At 66.0% G+C, this 15,216-nt stretch carries 13 protein-coding genes and 1 pseudogene; 5 read left to right on the top strand and 9 right to left on the bottom strand.

Annotated elements, in window-relative coordinates; all coding sequences use genetic code 11:
• Positions 1 to 7 precede the first annotated feature (7 nt).
• Genes allB through gcl form a run of 3 tightly spaced genes read right to left on the bottom strand, consistent with a single transcriptional unit; the run spans position 8 to position 4,370 of the window.
• Complete coding sequence (allB, locus tag ABRP28_RS13095) at positions 8 to 1,351, bottom strand: allantoinase AllB (protein ID WP_350005332.1); 1,344 nt, start codon at positions 1,349 to 1,351, stop codon at positions 8 to 10.
• Positions 1,344 to 2,558, bottom strand: a complete 1,215-nt coding sequence (locus ABRP28_RS13090) for a glycerate kinase (RefSeq protein WP_350005334.1) — start codon at positions 2,556 to 2,558, stop codon at positions 1,344 to 1,346. The genes allB and ABRP28_RS13090 overlap by 8 nt, the downstream gene beginning before the upstream one ends.
• Positions 2,559 to 2,591: 33 nt before the next feature.
• The gene (gcl, locus tag ABRP28_RS13085; protein ID WP_350005336.1) at positions 2,592 to 4,370 is read right to left on the bottom strand and encodes a glyoxylate carboligase; all 1,779 of its coding nucleotides are present in this window, start codon (positions 4,368 to 4,370) and stop codon (positions 2,592 to 2,594) included.
• A 31-nt stretch (positions 4,371 to 4,401) separates the two neighbouring features.
• Between gcl and ABRP28_RS13080 the strand changes: the two genes are divergently transcribed.
• Positions 4,402 to 4,527 (top strand): hypothetical protein, encoded by a 126-nt coding sequence (locus ABRP28_RS13080; RefSeq protein WP_350005338.1) that lies wholly within the window; start codon positions 4,402 to 4,404, stop codon positions 4,525 to 4,527.
• A gap of 3 nt (positions 4,528 to 4,530) precedes the next feature.
• Here the strand turns inward: ABRP28_RS13080 and ABRP28_RS13075 are convergent, their stop codons facing one another.
• The 5 genes from ABRP28_RS13075 to ABRP28_RS13055 all read right to left on the bottom strand — a co-directional run bounded on the left by ABRP28_RS13075 (position 4,531) and on the right by ABRP28_RS13055 (position 9,920).
• A complete protein-coding gene (locus ABRP28_RS13075) occupies positions 4,531 to 5,490 on the bottom strand; it encodes a 2-hydroxy-3-oxopropionate reductase (protein ID WP_350005340.1) in 960 nt (319 codons plus the stop codon).
• A gap of 29 nt (positions 5,491 to 5,519) precedes the next feature.
• Positions 5,520 to 6,320 carry a TIM barrel protein gene (locus ABRP28_RS13070; protein ID WP_350005342.1) on the bottom strand — a complete coding sequence of 267 codons (801 nt, stop codon included), beginning with the start codon at positions 6,318 to 6,320 and terminating at the stop codon, positions 5,520 to 5,522.
• A gap of 236 nt (positions 6,321 to 6,556) precedes the next feature.
• Positions 6,557 to 7,084, bottom strand: a complete 528-nt coding sequence (locus ABRP28_RS13065) for a hypothetical protein (protein ID WP_350005343.1) — start codon at positions 7,082 to 7,084, stop codon at positions 6,557 to 6,559.
• A gap of 260 nt (positions 7,085 to 7,344) precedes the next feature.
• Complete coding sequence (locus ABRP28_RS13060; RefSeq protein WP_350005345.1) at positions 7,345 to 8,634, bottom strand: MFS transporter; 1,290 nt, start codon at positions 8,632 to 8,634, stop codon at positions 7,345 to 7,347.
• A 56-nt stretch (positions 8,635 to 8,690) separates the two neighbouring features.
• Entirely contained in the window at positions 8,691 to 9,920 is a 1,230-nt protein-coding gene (locus ABRP28_RS13055; protein ID WP_350005347.1) for a M20 family metallopeptidase, read from the bottom strand.
• Between the two features lie 135 nt (positions 9,921 to 10,055).
• Between ABRP28_RS13055 and ABRP28_RS13050 the strand changes: the two genes are divergently transcribed.
• From ABRP28_RS13050 to ABRP28_RS13035, 4 genes and pseudogenes are all read left to right on the top strand, one after another.
• Complete coding sequence (locus ABRP28_RS13050) at positions 10,056 to 11,084, top strand: Lrp/AsnC family transcriptional regulator (RefSeq protein WP_350005349.1); 1,029 nt, start codon at positions 10,056 to 10,058, stop codon at positions 11,082 to 11,084.
• Positions 11,085 to 11,271: 187 nt separating this feature from the next.
• Positions 11,272 to 11,755: pseudogene (locus ABRP28_RS13045) on the top strand (cation:dicarboxylate symporter family transporter); the annotation flags it as partial.
• A 38-nt stretch (positions 11,756 to 11,793) separates the two neighbouring features.
• Positions 11,794 to 12,093, top strand: a complete 300-nt coding sequence (locus ABRP28_RS13040; protein WP_231453788.1) for a putative quinol monooxygenase — start codon at positions 11,794 to 11,796, stop codon at positions 12,091 to 12,093.
• 123 nt (positions 12,094 to 12,216) lie between these two features.
• The gene (locus tag ABRP28_RS13035) at positions 12,217 to 13,134 is read left to right on the top strand and encodes a Rieske 2Fe-2S domain-containing protein (protein WP_350005353.1); all 918 of its coding nucleotides are present in this window, start codon (positions 12,217 to 12,219) and stop codon (positions 13,132 to 13,134) included.
• Positions 13,135 to 13,352: 218 nt separating this feature from the next.
• Here ABRP28_RS13035 and ABRP28_RS13030 read toward each other — a convergent pair whose 3' ends face one another.
• Entirely contained in the window at positions 13,353 to 15,161 is a 1,809-nt protein-coding gene (locus ABRP28_RS13030) for a DUF222 domain-containing protein (RefSeq protein WP_350005355.1), read from the bottom strand.
• Positions 15,162 to 15,216: the final 55 nt, after the last annotated feature.

Here is a 15,216-nt window from a genome sequence, read left to right as displayed (position 1 = left end):
CGCGTCCTTACACTCCGCCGCGGCGGATCAGCTTGCCCGTGGGGGTCTGCCCATCCACTACGGACCCGCGCAGGAAGGTCTTGCGGACCACCCCGGAGAGGGCCTTGCCGTCGTACGGGGTGATGGGGTTCTTGTGCTTGAGCTTGGAAACGTCCACCACGAACGCCTCGTCCGGGGCGAAGACGGCGAAGTCGGCGTCGTAGCCCAGCGCCAGCTGTCCCTTGTTGGAGAGGCGGGCCAGGGCAGCGGGCTTCTCGCCCATCCAGGACACCACCTGCTCCAGCGGGATGCCGCGGTGGCGGGCCTCGGTCCAGATCAGTGAGAGCCCCAGCTGCAGGGACGAGACGCCGCCCCAGGCCACGGCGAAGTCGCCGTTCTCCAGGTCCTTCAGGTCCAGGGTGGAGGGGGAGTGGTCCGAGACGATGCAGTCGATGGTGCCGTCCAGCAGGCCCTGCCACAGCAGCTCCCGGTTGGAGGCCTCACGGATGGGCGGGCAGCACTTGTACGCGGTGGCGCCGTCCGGGATTTCCTCGGCCATCAGCGTCAGGTAGTGCGGGCACGTTTCCACGGTCAGCTTCACGCCGTCGCGCTTTGCGCTGGCAATCATGGGCAGCGCGTCCGACGACGAGAGGTGCAGGATGTGCGCACGCGCACCGGTCCAGCGGGCCCGTTCAATGACTTCGGCAATGGCCTTGTTCTCCGCGCCGCGGGGGCGGGAGGCCAGGAAGGTCTGGTAGTGGTCGCCGCCGGGGTGCGGGGCGCGGTCGATCGCGTGGGAGTCCTCGGCGTGGACGATCATGAGGGAATCGAAGGACTTGAGCTCGGCCATGTCCTCCTCCATCTCGTCCGCGTCCAGGTGCGGGAACTCGTCCACGCCGGAGTGCAGCAGGAAGCACTTGAAGCCGAACACGCCCTCGTCATGCAGGGCGCGCAGGTCGCCCTTGTTGCCGGGGATCGCCCCGCCCCAGAATCCGACGTCGACGAACGCCTGGTCCTCGGCCACCTCGCGCTTGAGCTTGAGGTTCTCCACGGTGGTGGTGGGCGGGACGGAGTTCAGCGGCATGTCAATGATGGTGGTCACGCCGCCGGCCGCCGCTGCACGGGTGGCGGAGGCGAAGCCTTCCCACTCGGTGCGGCCGGGCTCATTGACATGGACGTGGGTGTCCACCAGGCCGGGGATCAGTGTTTCGTCGTCGGCCAGTTCGATGACCTCGGTGCCGGCCAGGTCGTTGCCCAGCGGCTCGAGGGCCACGATCTTGCCGCCGCGGACGCCCACTTCACGTGGAGCCAGGCCGGCGGTGGTGAGGATGCGCTGGCCGCGGATGACCAGGTCAAAACGTTCTTCAGACATGAAGGTCCTCCTTGGTGGTGGCGGAACGGGACAGCGTGGTGGCTGCCAGCCTTCCGCTGATCTGTGTGCCCAGCTGCTCCAGAAGCGGCGCTGCCTCTGCTATGCACCTGTCTACATTGCTTTCAAGCTCGGTCAAAGCGTAAACGTCTTCTAATCCTGCGGCGGCCGCCTGCCCCTGCGCCAGGGTGGTCCGCCCGCAGACGGCAATCACCGGGACGCCCTGCGCGGCGGCTGCCCGGGCAACACCCATGGGGGTCTTGCCCAGCAGGCTCTGCTCGTCCAGGCTGCCTTCGCCGGTGATGACCAGGTCGGCGCCGGCCAGCCGCTCGGCCAGCCCGGTGAATTCGAGCACCACGTCGATGCCCGGGCGCCGGGTCGCGGCCAGGACAGCGATGGCCGCATAGCCAACGCCTCCTGCCGCTCCGGAGCCCGGGGCTTCCGCCGCTTTGAAGGCCCTGTTGCTGGGGCCCTCGGGACCGATTTCCCTGGCCAGGACTTCGACAAACCTGGCCAGGGCGGCGTCGAGCATGTCGACGTCCTGTTGTGCTGCACCCTTCTGCGGGCCGAAAATCGCTGCGGCGCCCTGGGCGCCCAGCAGGGGATTGTCGACGTCGGATGCCAGCACAAAGCGTGTGTCCTTCAGCCGGGGTTCGAAGCCGCTGAAGTCGATCCGGTCCAGGCGGGCCAAAGCGGCGCCGCCGGCCGGAAGATCGTTGCCCCCGATGTCGAGGAACCTGGCGCCGAGCCCCTGCAGGACCCCGGCGCCACCGTCGGTGTTGGCGCTGCCGCCCACGCCGAGGATGATCCGGTTGCAGCCGGCATCCAGGGCGGCGCGGATGAGCTGGCCGGTGCCCAGGCTCGTGGCGGTGCGTGCCGCCGTCGGGCCCGGACGTCCGTCAACCAACGCTCCCGCGGGGAGCAAGGCCAAACCCGAGGCCGCCGCCATCTCAATAACCGCCTCATTGCCCCGGACGGCGAACTCGGCCGTGACCGGTTCTCCTGTTGGTCCGGCCACCACAGCGCTGCGGCGGGTGAAGCCGGAGCCGACGGCGGCGTCGAGGGTGCCCTCGCCGCCGTCGGCTACCGGGATGCGGACGACGTCAAGGTTCCCGCCCGCGCCGCGCTGCAGGCCCTTTTCCAGGTGCGCACAGACTTCGGGGGCGGACAGTGATCCTTTGAACTTGTCCGGGGCAATGACGATGCGCATAGCAGTGTGTCTTTCTTGTCAGGCCTGCAGGTTCTAGGGCTGCAGCGCCAGGATGGCGGTGGGGGCGTCCGCGGCTGACTCGGCCAGTTCCTCGAACTCGTTCACGGCGTTGATTTCCACGCCCATGGAGATGTTGGTGACCTTTTCCAGGATCACTTCCACCACCACGGGAACCCGGAATTCGCCCATCAGGGCCTTGGCCTTGTCGAAGGCGGCGGCGAGGTCGTTGGGGTCCTCCACGCGCACGGCCTTGCAGCCCAGGCCTTCGGCCACCTTCAGGTGGTCAACGCCGTAGCCGTTGGTCTCAGGCGAGTTGATGTTGTCGAACGCCAGGGACACGTTCTGTTCCATGTTGAACCCGCGCTGGGACTGGCGGATCAGGCCCAGGTAGGAGTTGTTCACCACCACGTGGATGTACGGCAGGTTGAACTGCGCACCCACGGCCAGTTCCTCGATCATGAACTGGAAGTCGTAGTCGCCGGACAGGGCAACCACGGTCTCATCCGGCTTGCCGCGGACCACGCCGAGCGCGGCCGGGGCAGTCCAGCCGAGGGGGCCTGCCTGGCCGGCGTTGATCCACTTGCGCGGGCCGAACACGTGGAGCATCTGGGCGCCGGCGATCTGGGACAGGCCGATGGTGGACACGTAGATGGTGTCGCGGCCGAAGGACTTGTTCATCTCCTCGTACACGCGCTGCGGCTTGATGGGGATGTTCTCGAAGTGCGTCTTGCGGTGCAGGGACGCCTTGCGTTCCTGGCACTCGGCAACCCAGGCGCTGTAGTCCGGCAGGGACCCTGCCGCCTTGCGCTCCCTGGCAAGCTCAACCAGCCCTGCCAGCGCCGCACCGGCGTCGGACGCGATGCCCAGGTCCGGCGAGAACACGCGGCCGATCTGGGTGGGCTCGATGTCGATGTGCACAAACTTGCGGCCGGCGGTGTAGGTCTCCAGGCCGCCGGTATGGCGGTTGGCCCAGCGGTTGCCGATGCCGATCACGAAGTCGCTCTGCAGGTAGTTCTCGTTGCCGTAGCGGTGGGAGGTCTGCAGGCCCACCATGCCGGCCATCAGCTGGTGGTCGTCCGGGATGGTACCCCAGCCCATCAGGGTGGGGATCACCGGAACGTTGAGGAGCTCGGCCAGTTCCACCAGCTGCGCGGAGGCGCCGGCGTTGATGATGCCGCCGCCGGCCACGATCAGCGGGTGCTTGGAGGCCGTCAGCATGTCCAGGGCCTTTTCCAGCTGCTTGCGGGAGGCCTTGGGCTTTTCAACGGGGAGGGGCTCGTAGGTGTCGATGTCGAACTCGATCTCGGCCAGCTGAACGTCGATGGGCAGGTCCAGCAGGACCGGTCCCGGTCGGCCGGAGCGCATCAGCTGGAAAGCCTTCTGGAAGGCGCCGGGAACCTGGCCCGGTTCCAGGATGGTCATGGCCATCTTAGTGACGGGCTTGGCGATGGACTCGATGTCCACGGCCTGGAAGTCTTCCTTGTGCAGCTTGGCGACAGGTGCCTGACCGGTGATGCAGAGCATGGGGATGGAGTCTGCCCAGGCTGCGTACAGGCCGGTGATCATGTCCGTACCGGCGGGACCGGACGTGCCAATGCAGATGCCGATGTTGCCGTCCTTGGCGCGGCTGAAGCCGTCGGCCATGTGGCTGGCGCCTTCAACGTGGCGGGCCAGCGTGTGGCGGATGCCGCCGTGGGCGCGCATTGCGGAATAGAAGGGGTTGATCGCGGCGCCTGGCAGGCCGAACGCCTCGATGGCGCCTTCCTTTTCCAGGATGGCAACCGCTGCATCAACGGTACGCATCTTGCTCATGGTGTGCTCCTACTTAAGTCTGTTTTTGGGTGTGCTGAAGTACCCCCACGAACCGTCGTGGGGCACTTTGGGGGTGGCCGCCGTCGTAATGGACGACGGCGGCCGGCGTGTCCGTGTCGAGGTGCCCCGTTTCGGGGCGGCCGGCTTCGCCGCGTGAGGGTTACTTGCGGCCGGAGAGCTGGAGGACCTGCTTGAAGAGTCCGGAGTGGTCCAGTGCGCCGTCGCCCTGGTTGACGGTGGCGGCGACGAGCTGGGCCACGACGGCGCCGAGGGGGACGGCGACGTTGGCTTCGCGGGCGGCGGAGGTGACGATACCCAGGTCCTTGTGGTGGAGGGCCAGGCGGAAGCCGGGGTCGAAGTTGCGGTCCAGCATCTTCTGGCCCTTCTGGTCCAGGACCTTGGAGCCGGCAAGGCCGCCGCCGAGGACCTTGAGGGCGGCGTCGGTGTCCACGCCGTAGGCTTCGAGGAAGGCGATGGCTTCGCCGAGGACCTCGATGTTGACGGCGACGATCAGCTGGTTGGCTGCCTTGACGGTCTGGCCGGAGCCGGAGGGGCCGACGTGGACGATGGTTTTGCCGACGGCGTTGAGGACGTCCGAGGCGGCGTCGAAGTCTTCCTTGTCACCGCCGACCATGATGGACAGGACGGCGTCGATGGCGCCCTGCTCGCCGCCGGAGACCGGGGCATCCAGCGGCCGGATGCCGGCTTCGCGGGCGTCGTCGGAGAGGCGCTTGGCGACGTCGGGGCGGATGCTGGAGGCGTCGATCCACAAGGCGCCCTGCTTGGCGTTGGCGAACACGCCGTCCTTGCCGCTGACCACGCCTTCGACGTCGGGGGAGTCCGGCACCATGGTGATGACGACGTCGGCATCCTTGACGGCGTCCGCGATGCTGGTTGCACCCTTGCCGCCTTCGGAGACGAGCTTGTCGATCTTGTCCTGGCTGCGGTTGAAGCCGGTGACGGTGTGGCCGGCCTTGACCAGGTTGATGGCCATGGGCAGGCCCATGATTCCGAGTCCGATAACTGCAACGTTGCTCATGGTGGTTCTCTTTCCTGAAGTCTGTGGGGGGCTGCCCAACTGGGTCGCAGTAGATGTCGTAATAGAGGGTCTAAGCGACATCTGCTGCTACTTAGTTGGGCGGGTGGGGATTACTGGCTGACGCGCTGGCGGATGGCCCAGCTGAAGGCCGTTTCCTGCGGTTCCTTGTACTCGAGGCCGATGTAGCCCTCGTAGCCGAGTTCGCGGCTGCGGGCGATCCACTCGCCGAGGGGGAGGGTGCCGGTGCCGGGGGCGCCACGGCCGGGGTTGTCCGCGATCTGGATGTGGCCGAAGTCCCTGGCGTGGTTTTCGATGACAGCTGCCACATCGTCGCCGTTGACTGCGAGGTGGTAGAAGTCGGCGAGGAGCTTGATGTTGCCGACGCCGGCCTCGGCCTTCACGCGGGCGATGACCTTGAGGGCGTCGGCAGCGGTGAGGAGCGGGTACTTGGGTGCACCGCTGACCGGCTCCAGGAGGACTGTCCCGCCGATTCGGGCGACGCCTTCGGCCGCTGCGGCGAGGTTCTTGACCGCCAGTTCGTCCTGCTCCTCGGGAGTGAACTCGTCCTGCCGGTTGCCGTAGAGGGCGTTGAAGGCTTTGCAGCCCAGGCGTTGGCCGATGCCGGCCACGACGTCGATGTTGTCCTTGAACTCGGAGCAGCGTCCCTTCCAGGAGACCAGTCCGCGGTCGCCGCCGGGCATGTTGCCCGCGTTGAAGTTCAGGCCGGTGAGCTGAACGCCGGCGTCCTGGATGGCGTTCTCGAATTCGGTGACCTGGGCGTCGGACGGGACGGAGCTCTCAAACGGCCACCAGAACTCGACAGCGTCAAAGCCGGCTGCCTTGGCTGCGGCAGGGCGCTCGAGCAGGGGCAGCTCCGTGAGGAGGATGGAGCAGTTCACTGTGTACGTCATCGTAGGTCCTTCCAAGGAGGGCTTTGATCCATCTTCCCCTGCTTCCAGTCTTTCAAACTTTCCGCTCTGTGGAATTTAGATTCTGCTTTATGAAAAGTGTAGGGAAGGAGGGGGTGGTGCGTCAAGGGGCGCAGCCTGCCCGGGTGCGCTGAGCTGGCGGAGCTGCACGCAGAAGAGCCAGGGGTGGCGGCCCCTGGCTCTTCTGCGTCATTTTGTCTGGAACGGTCTTGGTGCGTTTAGTGCCGCACCTCAACTTTCACTATTTCGCTCATCTCCCACTTGGTCCAGTCAGACCAGTCCCCGTTGCCCTTCTGCACACGGAAGGAGACCATGTGGTAGACCTCTTCGGCGCCACGGCGGTCCAGGTTGCGCACCTTGTCAACGCTGTGGATGATCCTGGCATCGTCGTGGTTCTTATTGAATTCCTCGTAGAAGTGTGAACGGCCCAGGAAGTCGTCCGTGCGCCGCGGACCTTTCTCGTCCTCGTAGCGGAGTTGGCGGATATGGACAGTCTTCTTGCTGTCCTTCTTGCCGTCCTTGTCGTCGCATTTGACTTCGATCTTGAAGTCGACCCTGTTGCCGCGGAGGTCCTTGGGATCCAGCGGCTTGACCTTACAGCCGTGCCGGTCGTCACGCCGGTCGTCATGCCCCAAGGCCGGGCCGGCGAACGCCACGGAGCTCCCGAGCAGGCCCAGTGAGAGAAGCGGGACCAGGGCGATCCTGGCCCGGGTTGAGCGGATTCCTGTTGATGGAGTGATGGACATTTGTGCTCCTGATAAGGATGCGGTTCACAATTTTGTAAGGGTGCGATTCCCCATGTGGGGCGAGCAGGCACGCGCCGGCTGAGCATCGCGATCAGCGTGGCGGCCGCAGCCTGCCCGCCCCAATTTCAAAGTGCGCCCTGCTAGTGGGGGCGTATGTCCGGCCTCATTGAATGTCGTGATCCGGTAGTTCAATCCTGCTCCTGCATTTCGGCCCGCGCTAGGGTGGTGTCTACCCTTTTTGGTTGCGCTCCCACCCGCGCCTAGTGCGTCAGGTCCTTGCCCTTCGTCTCGGGAATGGTGAACACGAAGGCCGCACTGACCACCAGCAGCACAACCGCGTAAATATTGAACAGCTGTGGCATGCCCATGGTGGTTCCGAGCCACTGCTGCAGGTAGGGGGCGGTGCCACCGAACACTGCCACGCAGATGGAGTACGGCACCCCCACGCCAACGGTGCGGATGGACGTCGGGAACAGTTCGGCGTAAACAGCCGGGACAATCGCGGCGCTCGCAGCGATGAAAATCAGCATCACGGACATGCCTACTGCCAGCTGCCAGGCTGAATCCTTGAGCAGCCAGGTCATGGGGAAGTGCATCAGCGCGGAGCCGATGGCCCCGGACCACAGGACCTTTTTGCGCCCGATGCGGTCGGACAGCTTCCCCCAGAAAGGAAGCGCTGCGATGAAGACGATGTTGGCGATGACGGCGGCCCAGAGTGCCTCGCCGCGGTCGATCTTCAGGGCGGTGGTGGCATAGCTGGGAGCCACGACTCCCCAGACGTAGTAGATGACGGTAAGTCCAACCGTGAGGCCGATGACCTGGAGCGCCTGCTTGCGGTGGCGGACAATCTGCGGCCAGAGCGGAGCCCGCTTTTCGGCCAGCGATTCGCCCTCGAACGCGTCGGTTTCGTGCAGCCGTGACCGCATGATCAGTGCATACAGCCCCATGGCCGCGCCCAGCAGGAAGGGGATGCGCCAGCCCCAGGCGTTCATGGCATCAGCAGTCAGGGCCATGTTGAGGACGGCGCCCAGCAGGGTGCCGAACAGGATGCCCACGGTTCCGGAGGTGTAGATCAGTGTGGCCCAGAATCCGCGGTGTTCCTTGGGGGCCATCTCGGACAGGTAGGTCTGCGACGACGGCAGTTCACCGCCGTGCGCCAGGCCCTGGATGAGCCGTGCCACGAGCAGCATGAGGGACGCCCAGGCGCCAATGCTGGCGAAGGTCGGCGCGATGCCGATCATCAGGCTGCCCAGCGACGCGAGTCCGACGGCGAGGGTCATCGACGTCTTGCGGCCCACCCTGTCGCCAATCCAGCCGAAAAGGAAGCCGCCGAAAGGCCGTGCTACGAAGCCGACGGCGAAAATCGCCAGGGTGGACAGCACGGCCGACGCGGGGTCGGCCTTGCTGAAGAGCTGGCTGGCGATGAAGGGCGTGAAGGTGGCGTAGATGGCCCAGTCGTACCATTCGACAGCGTTGCCGATGCCGGTTCCGACGATGGTCTTGGTAGTGGACACGCGTCCAGTCTGCTGCTTGGTTACTGCAATGGACATGCTTACTTCCTCGGGTTCGTGGTGAAGAGGATGGGGATGGGAAGGACGACGGCGGGTCAGGCCGCCGCCGCCAGCGCGGCAAGGCGCGAGGTGGCCAGTTCGGTGTAGAGCGCGGCTCCATCAGCCAGCACGCCGTCGTCGAACGTTGCGTACGGGGAGTGGTTGAACGGTGAGGTGGCCGGATCGCCGCCAGGGGCGACGGCGCTGAGGCCGACGAAGGTGCCCGGCACTTCAGCCAGTACCCGGGAGAAGTCTTCGGAACCGCTCAGGGGAGTGGCCCAGCGCGAAAGACGGCGCTCGCCGAACAATCCCGAAATGACCTTCTCGGCCGTGTGCGTTTCGTCCTCATTGGTGATGGTGAGCGGGTATTCCTCCTGGTAGTCCACGTGGACCTCCACGCCATGGGCTGCCGCTATTCCCTTGAGAAGGCGCGGCACGGCCTCCATCATCCTCAGCCGGGAAGCTTCGGAGAACGTGCGGACCGTCGCCTCGATGCGGGCGGTCTCTGGGATGATGTTCCGCTTGGTGCCGGCATGCAGCACCCCCACTGAGAGCACCACGGGATCGAACATGTTGAACTGCCGGGTCACCATGACCTGCAGGGCGGTGACCATTTCGGCAGCCACTGTGACGGGATCCTTTGCAGCATGCGGAGCGGAACCGTGGCCGCCTGCGCCAAGGATGGTGATTTCCAGTCCGTCCGAGGCGCTCAGCATCACGCCGGGCTTGGTGCAGAAGGTGCCGTGGGGCTCGAGGGAGGAAAACACATGCATCCCGTAGGCCGCCTGCACGCGGGTTCCGGCGGCATCCAGGACGCCTTCGCGGATCATGTAGCTGGCGCCGTCGCAGCCTTCTTCGCCGGGCTGGAACATGAGGACGACGTCGCCCTGCAGCTGGTGCTGCTTCTCGGCGAGGAGGTTGGCGGCTCCGGCGAGCATCGAGGTGTGCAGATCGTGGCCGCAGGCGTGCATGGCGCCGTCCGCCTGTGAAGAGAACTCCACGCCCGTCTTCTCCTGCACGGGAAGTCCGTCCATGTCCGCGCGGAGGAGCACCGCAGGCCGATGGGTGCCGGTGGTTCCTGCGGCGGCCTTGCCTCCGCGAAGCACCGCGGTGACGGAGGTGGTTTCCCTGCCCAGGGTGATCTCGAACGGAAGCCCGTCGAGGGCCTGGAGGACTTTCTCCTGGGTCCGCGGCAGGTGCAGCCCGATTTCGGGGTGCCGGTGAAGGTCGTGGCGGAGGCGGGTGAGGTCCCCCTGCAGTTCCTTGGCGTCTTCAATTGCGGGCACTTGTTACTCCTGGGCTCAGCTTTCCGGGTCTGTGGACTATTCTGGAGTGGCGCAACTCACATCAAGAGAAAGCGCTCGAAATATCCTCCTGGAAGCTACGTTTCGCAGGATTCATACGTTTGTTAGGGGGAAGCGATGGAACTCAGTGAGGAAGACCTGGCCCTTATCCAGGTGCTGCAGACGTACCCGAGGCTTGGCTGGGCGGACGCCTCCAAGGTGCTGGGGGTGCACGCCACCACCTTGGCCGCCCGCTGGGAACGGCTGACCTCAAGCGGTGCCGCGTGGGTGACGGCGCACCTGGCGGGGGATCCGAAACAGATGCTCCTCGCCTTTGTGGCGGTGGACTGTGACATGAACCTGAGGGACAGTGTGACGGGCCAGTTGGCGGGTATCCCGGGGATCGTGACCGTGGAGGAGGCTGCAAGCAACCGGGACCTTATGCTGACTGTGATCACCAGGTCGCTGGAGGAGTTCAGCACAACGGTGGTCGCCCAGCTGAAGAACATCGAGGGGCTCATCAAGTACCAGGCTGCCCTGTGCACCCGGCTTCACACCAGCGCCGACGAGTGGCGGCTGAACATCCTGAGCAAGCCGCAGCTGGCACTGCTCAGGACGCTCGGGCACCAGGGCGGCCCGGATGCGCAGCAGGTGGAGGCGGGGCAGCTCCCGCAAAGCCACCTGGACCTGCTGCCGTTCCTGGCCCGCGACGGCAGGGCAACCGCGGCCCAGATAGCGCGGGAGTTGGGGCGGCGTCCGGCAACGGTGCAGCGGCAGCTCAACCGGGTGCTGGCCAGCGGGATCCTGTTGTTCCGGTGCGAAATCGCCCAGGCGTACTCCTCCTATCCGGTGACGTGCCAGTGGTTCGCCAACGTTCCGGCAGGGCAGCACGAGGAAGCGGCCGCCGCCATCCGGACCATAAAAAACGTGCGGCTGAGCGCGTCCACCACCGGGCACACCAACTTCGTGATCATCATGTGGCTGCAGTCCCTTGCGGACGTCATGACTGCCGAACTTGCCCTCCAGCAAAAGGTTCCGGGCATACACCTGGTGGAAAGCGTGGTGATGCTGCGGACGGTCAAGCGGGTGGGCTGGATGCTGAACGAGGACACCACGTCCAGCGGAACGGTCGTGGTCCAGCGCGCGGCGCTGCAGGCTGCGGACTGAACCGCCGTTGTTCGCGGCTGGGCCGCCGGATTACGAACAGCCGGCATACTTCCCGGCTCTTGGACCAGGAGGATTAATAGTTCCGCACTAGGGATTTATCTTCCCGGAAACATGCCGTCCTAATGTTGCTCGTGACCCTGCGGCATCCTTTGTGCCGCCGTCTCCAACGAACAGGCACCGGCATTTCCCCACCGGGTACTCCCTCAACCTCGATGGCCGCGCTGTACCTGTCCATCTCGCTGCTGTTCCTGGCTCAGGCCTTCGGATACAACCTGGACCTCGGCCAACAGTTGGCCGCTCTGGGCGTCCTCATACTGACGTCCAAGGGCATGGCCGGCGTCCCCGGATCGGCGTTCCTGGCCCTATCCGCCACGGCGGGTGCGTTGGGAATCTTCCCCGTGGCCGGCGTCGCGCTCCTCCTGGGCGCAGACCGGCTGATGGACTCCATGCGCGTGGTGGTGAACCTGTTGGGCAACTGCGTCGCCACCTTCGTCGTGGCCAAGTGGGAAGGCCAGTTTGACCGTGCGGCCATGCTCCGCGCCTTTGCCGGTGAAACCACGACGACGGATGCGGCCTTGGCGCCAGCAGGAGCCCCGGTGCCGGGCGGCTTGGCCGAGGGGACCGCCGTCGAAGCCTCACCTCTGGGGGCGTCAGCGCCGGCCGTGAGATAGCCTCCGGGTTTGCCGCCCCGGTGCTGCACACTGTCCCTATGACCTTTGCGAATGTGGGAAGCCTCGAAACCAAGCCGGGCCAGCGCGATGCCGTGCTCTCAATCCTGGTCCGGCCCATGGCCGGGCTGAAGGAAGCAGGCTGCCTGCTCTACGAAGTGGGCGTGAATGACGCCGTGCCGGACACCGTGTTTGTTTGTGAGCTGTGGGAATCGCCGGAGGCGCACCGGGCTTCCCTGGAGCTGGAGAGCGTGCAGGCGGCGATTGAAGAAGCCATGCCCCTGCTCACCGGTGAAATGGGCGGCAACCAGTTCACGGTGCTGGGTTCCCCGCTCCGTTAGCTCTCGCTCCGGTAGCTGTCTGCGCTTGCAGGGTTCTTAACTTGAGGCACTGTGCTGCGCCTGCCCCGGCAAGTAAGCTTCCCGGCATCGACTGGACATGGAGCAAAGGGGTAAGGGAGACACATGAAGCCGCTGCCTGCACTGGAACTTGTTACCCGCCTGGAAGACGCCGAGTGGCTGGACCCCGTTTCCAAAAAGATCCGGAAAGTGGTGAAACGGGCCATCCGTCCAAAGTGGGCGCGCGACGTCCTGCATGGAGTTCCCATTGGACATCCCGTCCATCCGCTTGCGGTCCAGGTGCCAATGGGCGCATGGATATCCGCTGCCGTGCTGGACGCCTTGCCAGGTAACGACAGGGCGTCCGCGCTCCTGATCGGCGTGGGCACCGGCGCCGCTGTGCCTTCCGCGGTGGCCGGCTTTACCGACTGGACGCAACTGCACCCTCAACAGCAGCGGGTGGGGCTGGTTCATGCTGCCGCCAACATCACGGCCACGGGCCTCTATGCTGCCTCCTTGGTTGCCCGAGCCCGGGGCAGCCGGGGAGGAGGCAAGATGCTTGCTTACCTTGGCCTTGCCGTTGTGGGTGCAGGCGGTTTCCTGGGCGGCCATCTCACGTACCGGCAGGCCGCGGGCGTGAACCACAGCGAGGACATCCCGCACCGCTTCCCGAGCGGATGGCATCCGCTGGCGCCGCTGGCTGAACTGCCCGATGGGAAGCTCCACAAGATTGTTGTGGCCGAGATTCCGCTGCTTGCCTATCGGGAGCGGGATGCCGTCAGCGTATTGTCCGATGTCTGCAGCCACCTCTCCGGGCCGCTGCACGAAGGCAAGATCAAGGGCGGCAGGCTCCAGGACAGGGTCAGCCAGAATGGCGGCCCTGGTGACGGTGGCGATCCGTGCGTTGTGTGCCCCTGGCACGGAAGCACCTTCTCGCTGCGGACGGGGGAAGTGCAGGCTGGCCCTGCCACCGCGAAACAGCCACTCTTTGAGACGCGCACGAGCGGCGGCATGGTGGAAGTTTGCCTGCCCGGGGCTGAGTAGACGCTCGTCTGAGGCGCTCGTCCGGCATGTGCTTGGGCCGCTGGGCAGGGTCTGTGTCCCTCCCGGGTGTAGGTCAGCCCTGCGCTCCTGACACGCGTTTCCTGGTTCGCGTCTGCTGGCTCGGGTTCCTGGGGTTTGGGGCGGTGCTTGGGCCGTCTTCCCGGCTTGGGGCTGTTGACCCCCGTCCCCGGCTGCCCGTGTCTGTGGGCATTTGCCGGCTAGGTCAGTGCCGGGTCCCGGTCCCTGATGGGGTCCCAGTTACTCTGAGGGTCCCAGTCACTCAGGGGGTATTGGGGCAGGACGGGCGGCAGGGCGTAGAAGTCCTCCCATAGGGGGTCGTCCGCGGGTATGTCGTCCAGGTCTATGAGGTTGTCATCTTCAGGTTCCTCCGGTGGTGGTTCCGGGTATGGGAGGTCTGCGGCAGGGCAGGCACACGCGCCGGGCATGGGCGGGTAGGGCAGTACGCCGGGGGCTTGCCCGGTGTGATGCTCCCCCGGATTCAACCCCGCCGGCAGGGCCGATATGACAGTTTCCGGCCAGTGGGGTGGTTCCCAGTCCTGGTGTTCGCTTTTGTAGTGGCGCCCGGACGGTGAGGTCCAGCCCGGTGGTTCGGTTTTGGTGGCTGGTGTTGGTGTCCAGCCGCTGGTGTGTCGGAGTTTGTGGTGTTTCGGGCAGGGTTGGCCCAGGTTTGTGCTGCCGCCTTTATGCCAAGCCAGGAGGTGGTCTGCCTCGTTGTCCAACGAGTTGTTGTTGCAGCCGGGGAAGGGGCATTTGCCGTCCCGCATTCGGAGCCAGTTCCGCATGGCTTTGGTGACCCGGTAGCTGGTCCGCCCGATCTCCAGCGGCGCCCCGTCCCGCGGGTCGACGAGGACGCGGTGGAACGAATCAGCACCGTTCGCAACGAGCTCCCGGGCCATGGACGCCGGGATGGGCCCGAAGCCGTCCAGCATGGCCGGCTCATCCGTCAGGCCCATCAGCGCGAATACCGGCACCATGACGAGGACCTGCGCCCGGACCGGCGACGACAGCCCGGCGGGATCCATCCCGGCACCCGCCCCGTCGTTGGTACCCAACCCGTCGCCGTTGCCTGTACTCACCCATTCGCTGTTGCCTGTATGAAGGCGGGAGCTGTCTCCATTACCGCGACCGGTGCCGCTGGTGAGGATCGCTTCGGCGAAATCGTCTGCCCGGATCTGGGTGAGGGTCCGGGGCTCGTCGGGTCCTTGTGCGGCCCGGGCGAGGGCGTTGAGCCGGTTCCAGCCCGCCATCGCCTGGTCCGCGGGGAGGTAGGCCGAAAGCCAGGCCATGCCGTCCTGGTCCGGCCTGCACTCCACCCGCCGGTCCGCCACACCCTTGGCGTGGCGCTTCTCGATCGATTCCGGGTGGTGGCGTTCGCGCCAGGTCCTGGCCTTGGCCTTGAACCGGTAGGCCGGCATCTCCCCCATCGCGGCCACATTGACGGGCCTGGGCGTGTCCGGATCCAGGAAGTGGGCCTCCAGGGCCGCGGCGCCGGCCGGGTCAAGCGTGGCAGCCTCCTCTGCCATCCCCCGGGCATGCGCCCAGGAAATCGAGCCGCCCTGCAACGCTGCGAGGGTCCGGGGCAGGGACGTGGTCAGGGCGTGGGACTCGGCCAACAGGGCACCGGCGGCCCGGTCACTGATCACCAGTGCGCACCCGACCTCCGCCACCAGGCTCCGCTGCTGGGCCGTGGCCTCATGTGGTGAGGACGGTGGTCCGTTCAGCAGGCCCGTGGCGGCAGCGAGCACCTGAACCGCCTGCGCCTTCAATGCCGCCAGCTTCGCCTCCGACCGGGCCACCCCGGCAAGAACATCCAACGCCCCATCAGCAACCCGCTGCAACGGATCATCATCAGCCCCGCCAGCGCTGGCATCAGGCCCAGCGGCGCCATGACCGGAAACAGCCGTGCCGGAAGCAGCAGTACCGCCGCCCGCGAGCACCGCCGCAAAAGCAGCCACAGAAGCGTCAACCGCCGCCTCAGCCTCCACCACCGCCGAATTGCCTTCCATGAATCCATCCTCATGGGAGGGTCTGACATTTAGGGTTCAGGCAACAAGGCGGCGC

The organism is Pseudarthrobacter sp. WHRI 8279 (assembly GCF_040224115.2).
GTDB lineage: Bacteria > Actinomycetota > Actinomycetes > Actinomycetales > Micrococcaceae > Arthrobacter.
The sequence above is the reverse complement of the archived record's forward strand: the minus strand, read 5'-3'. Positions and strand labels throughout refer to the sequence as shown.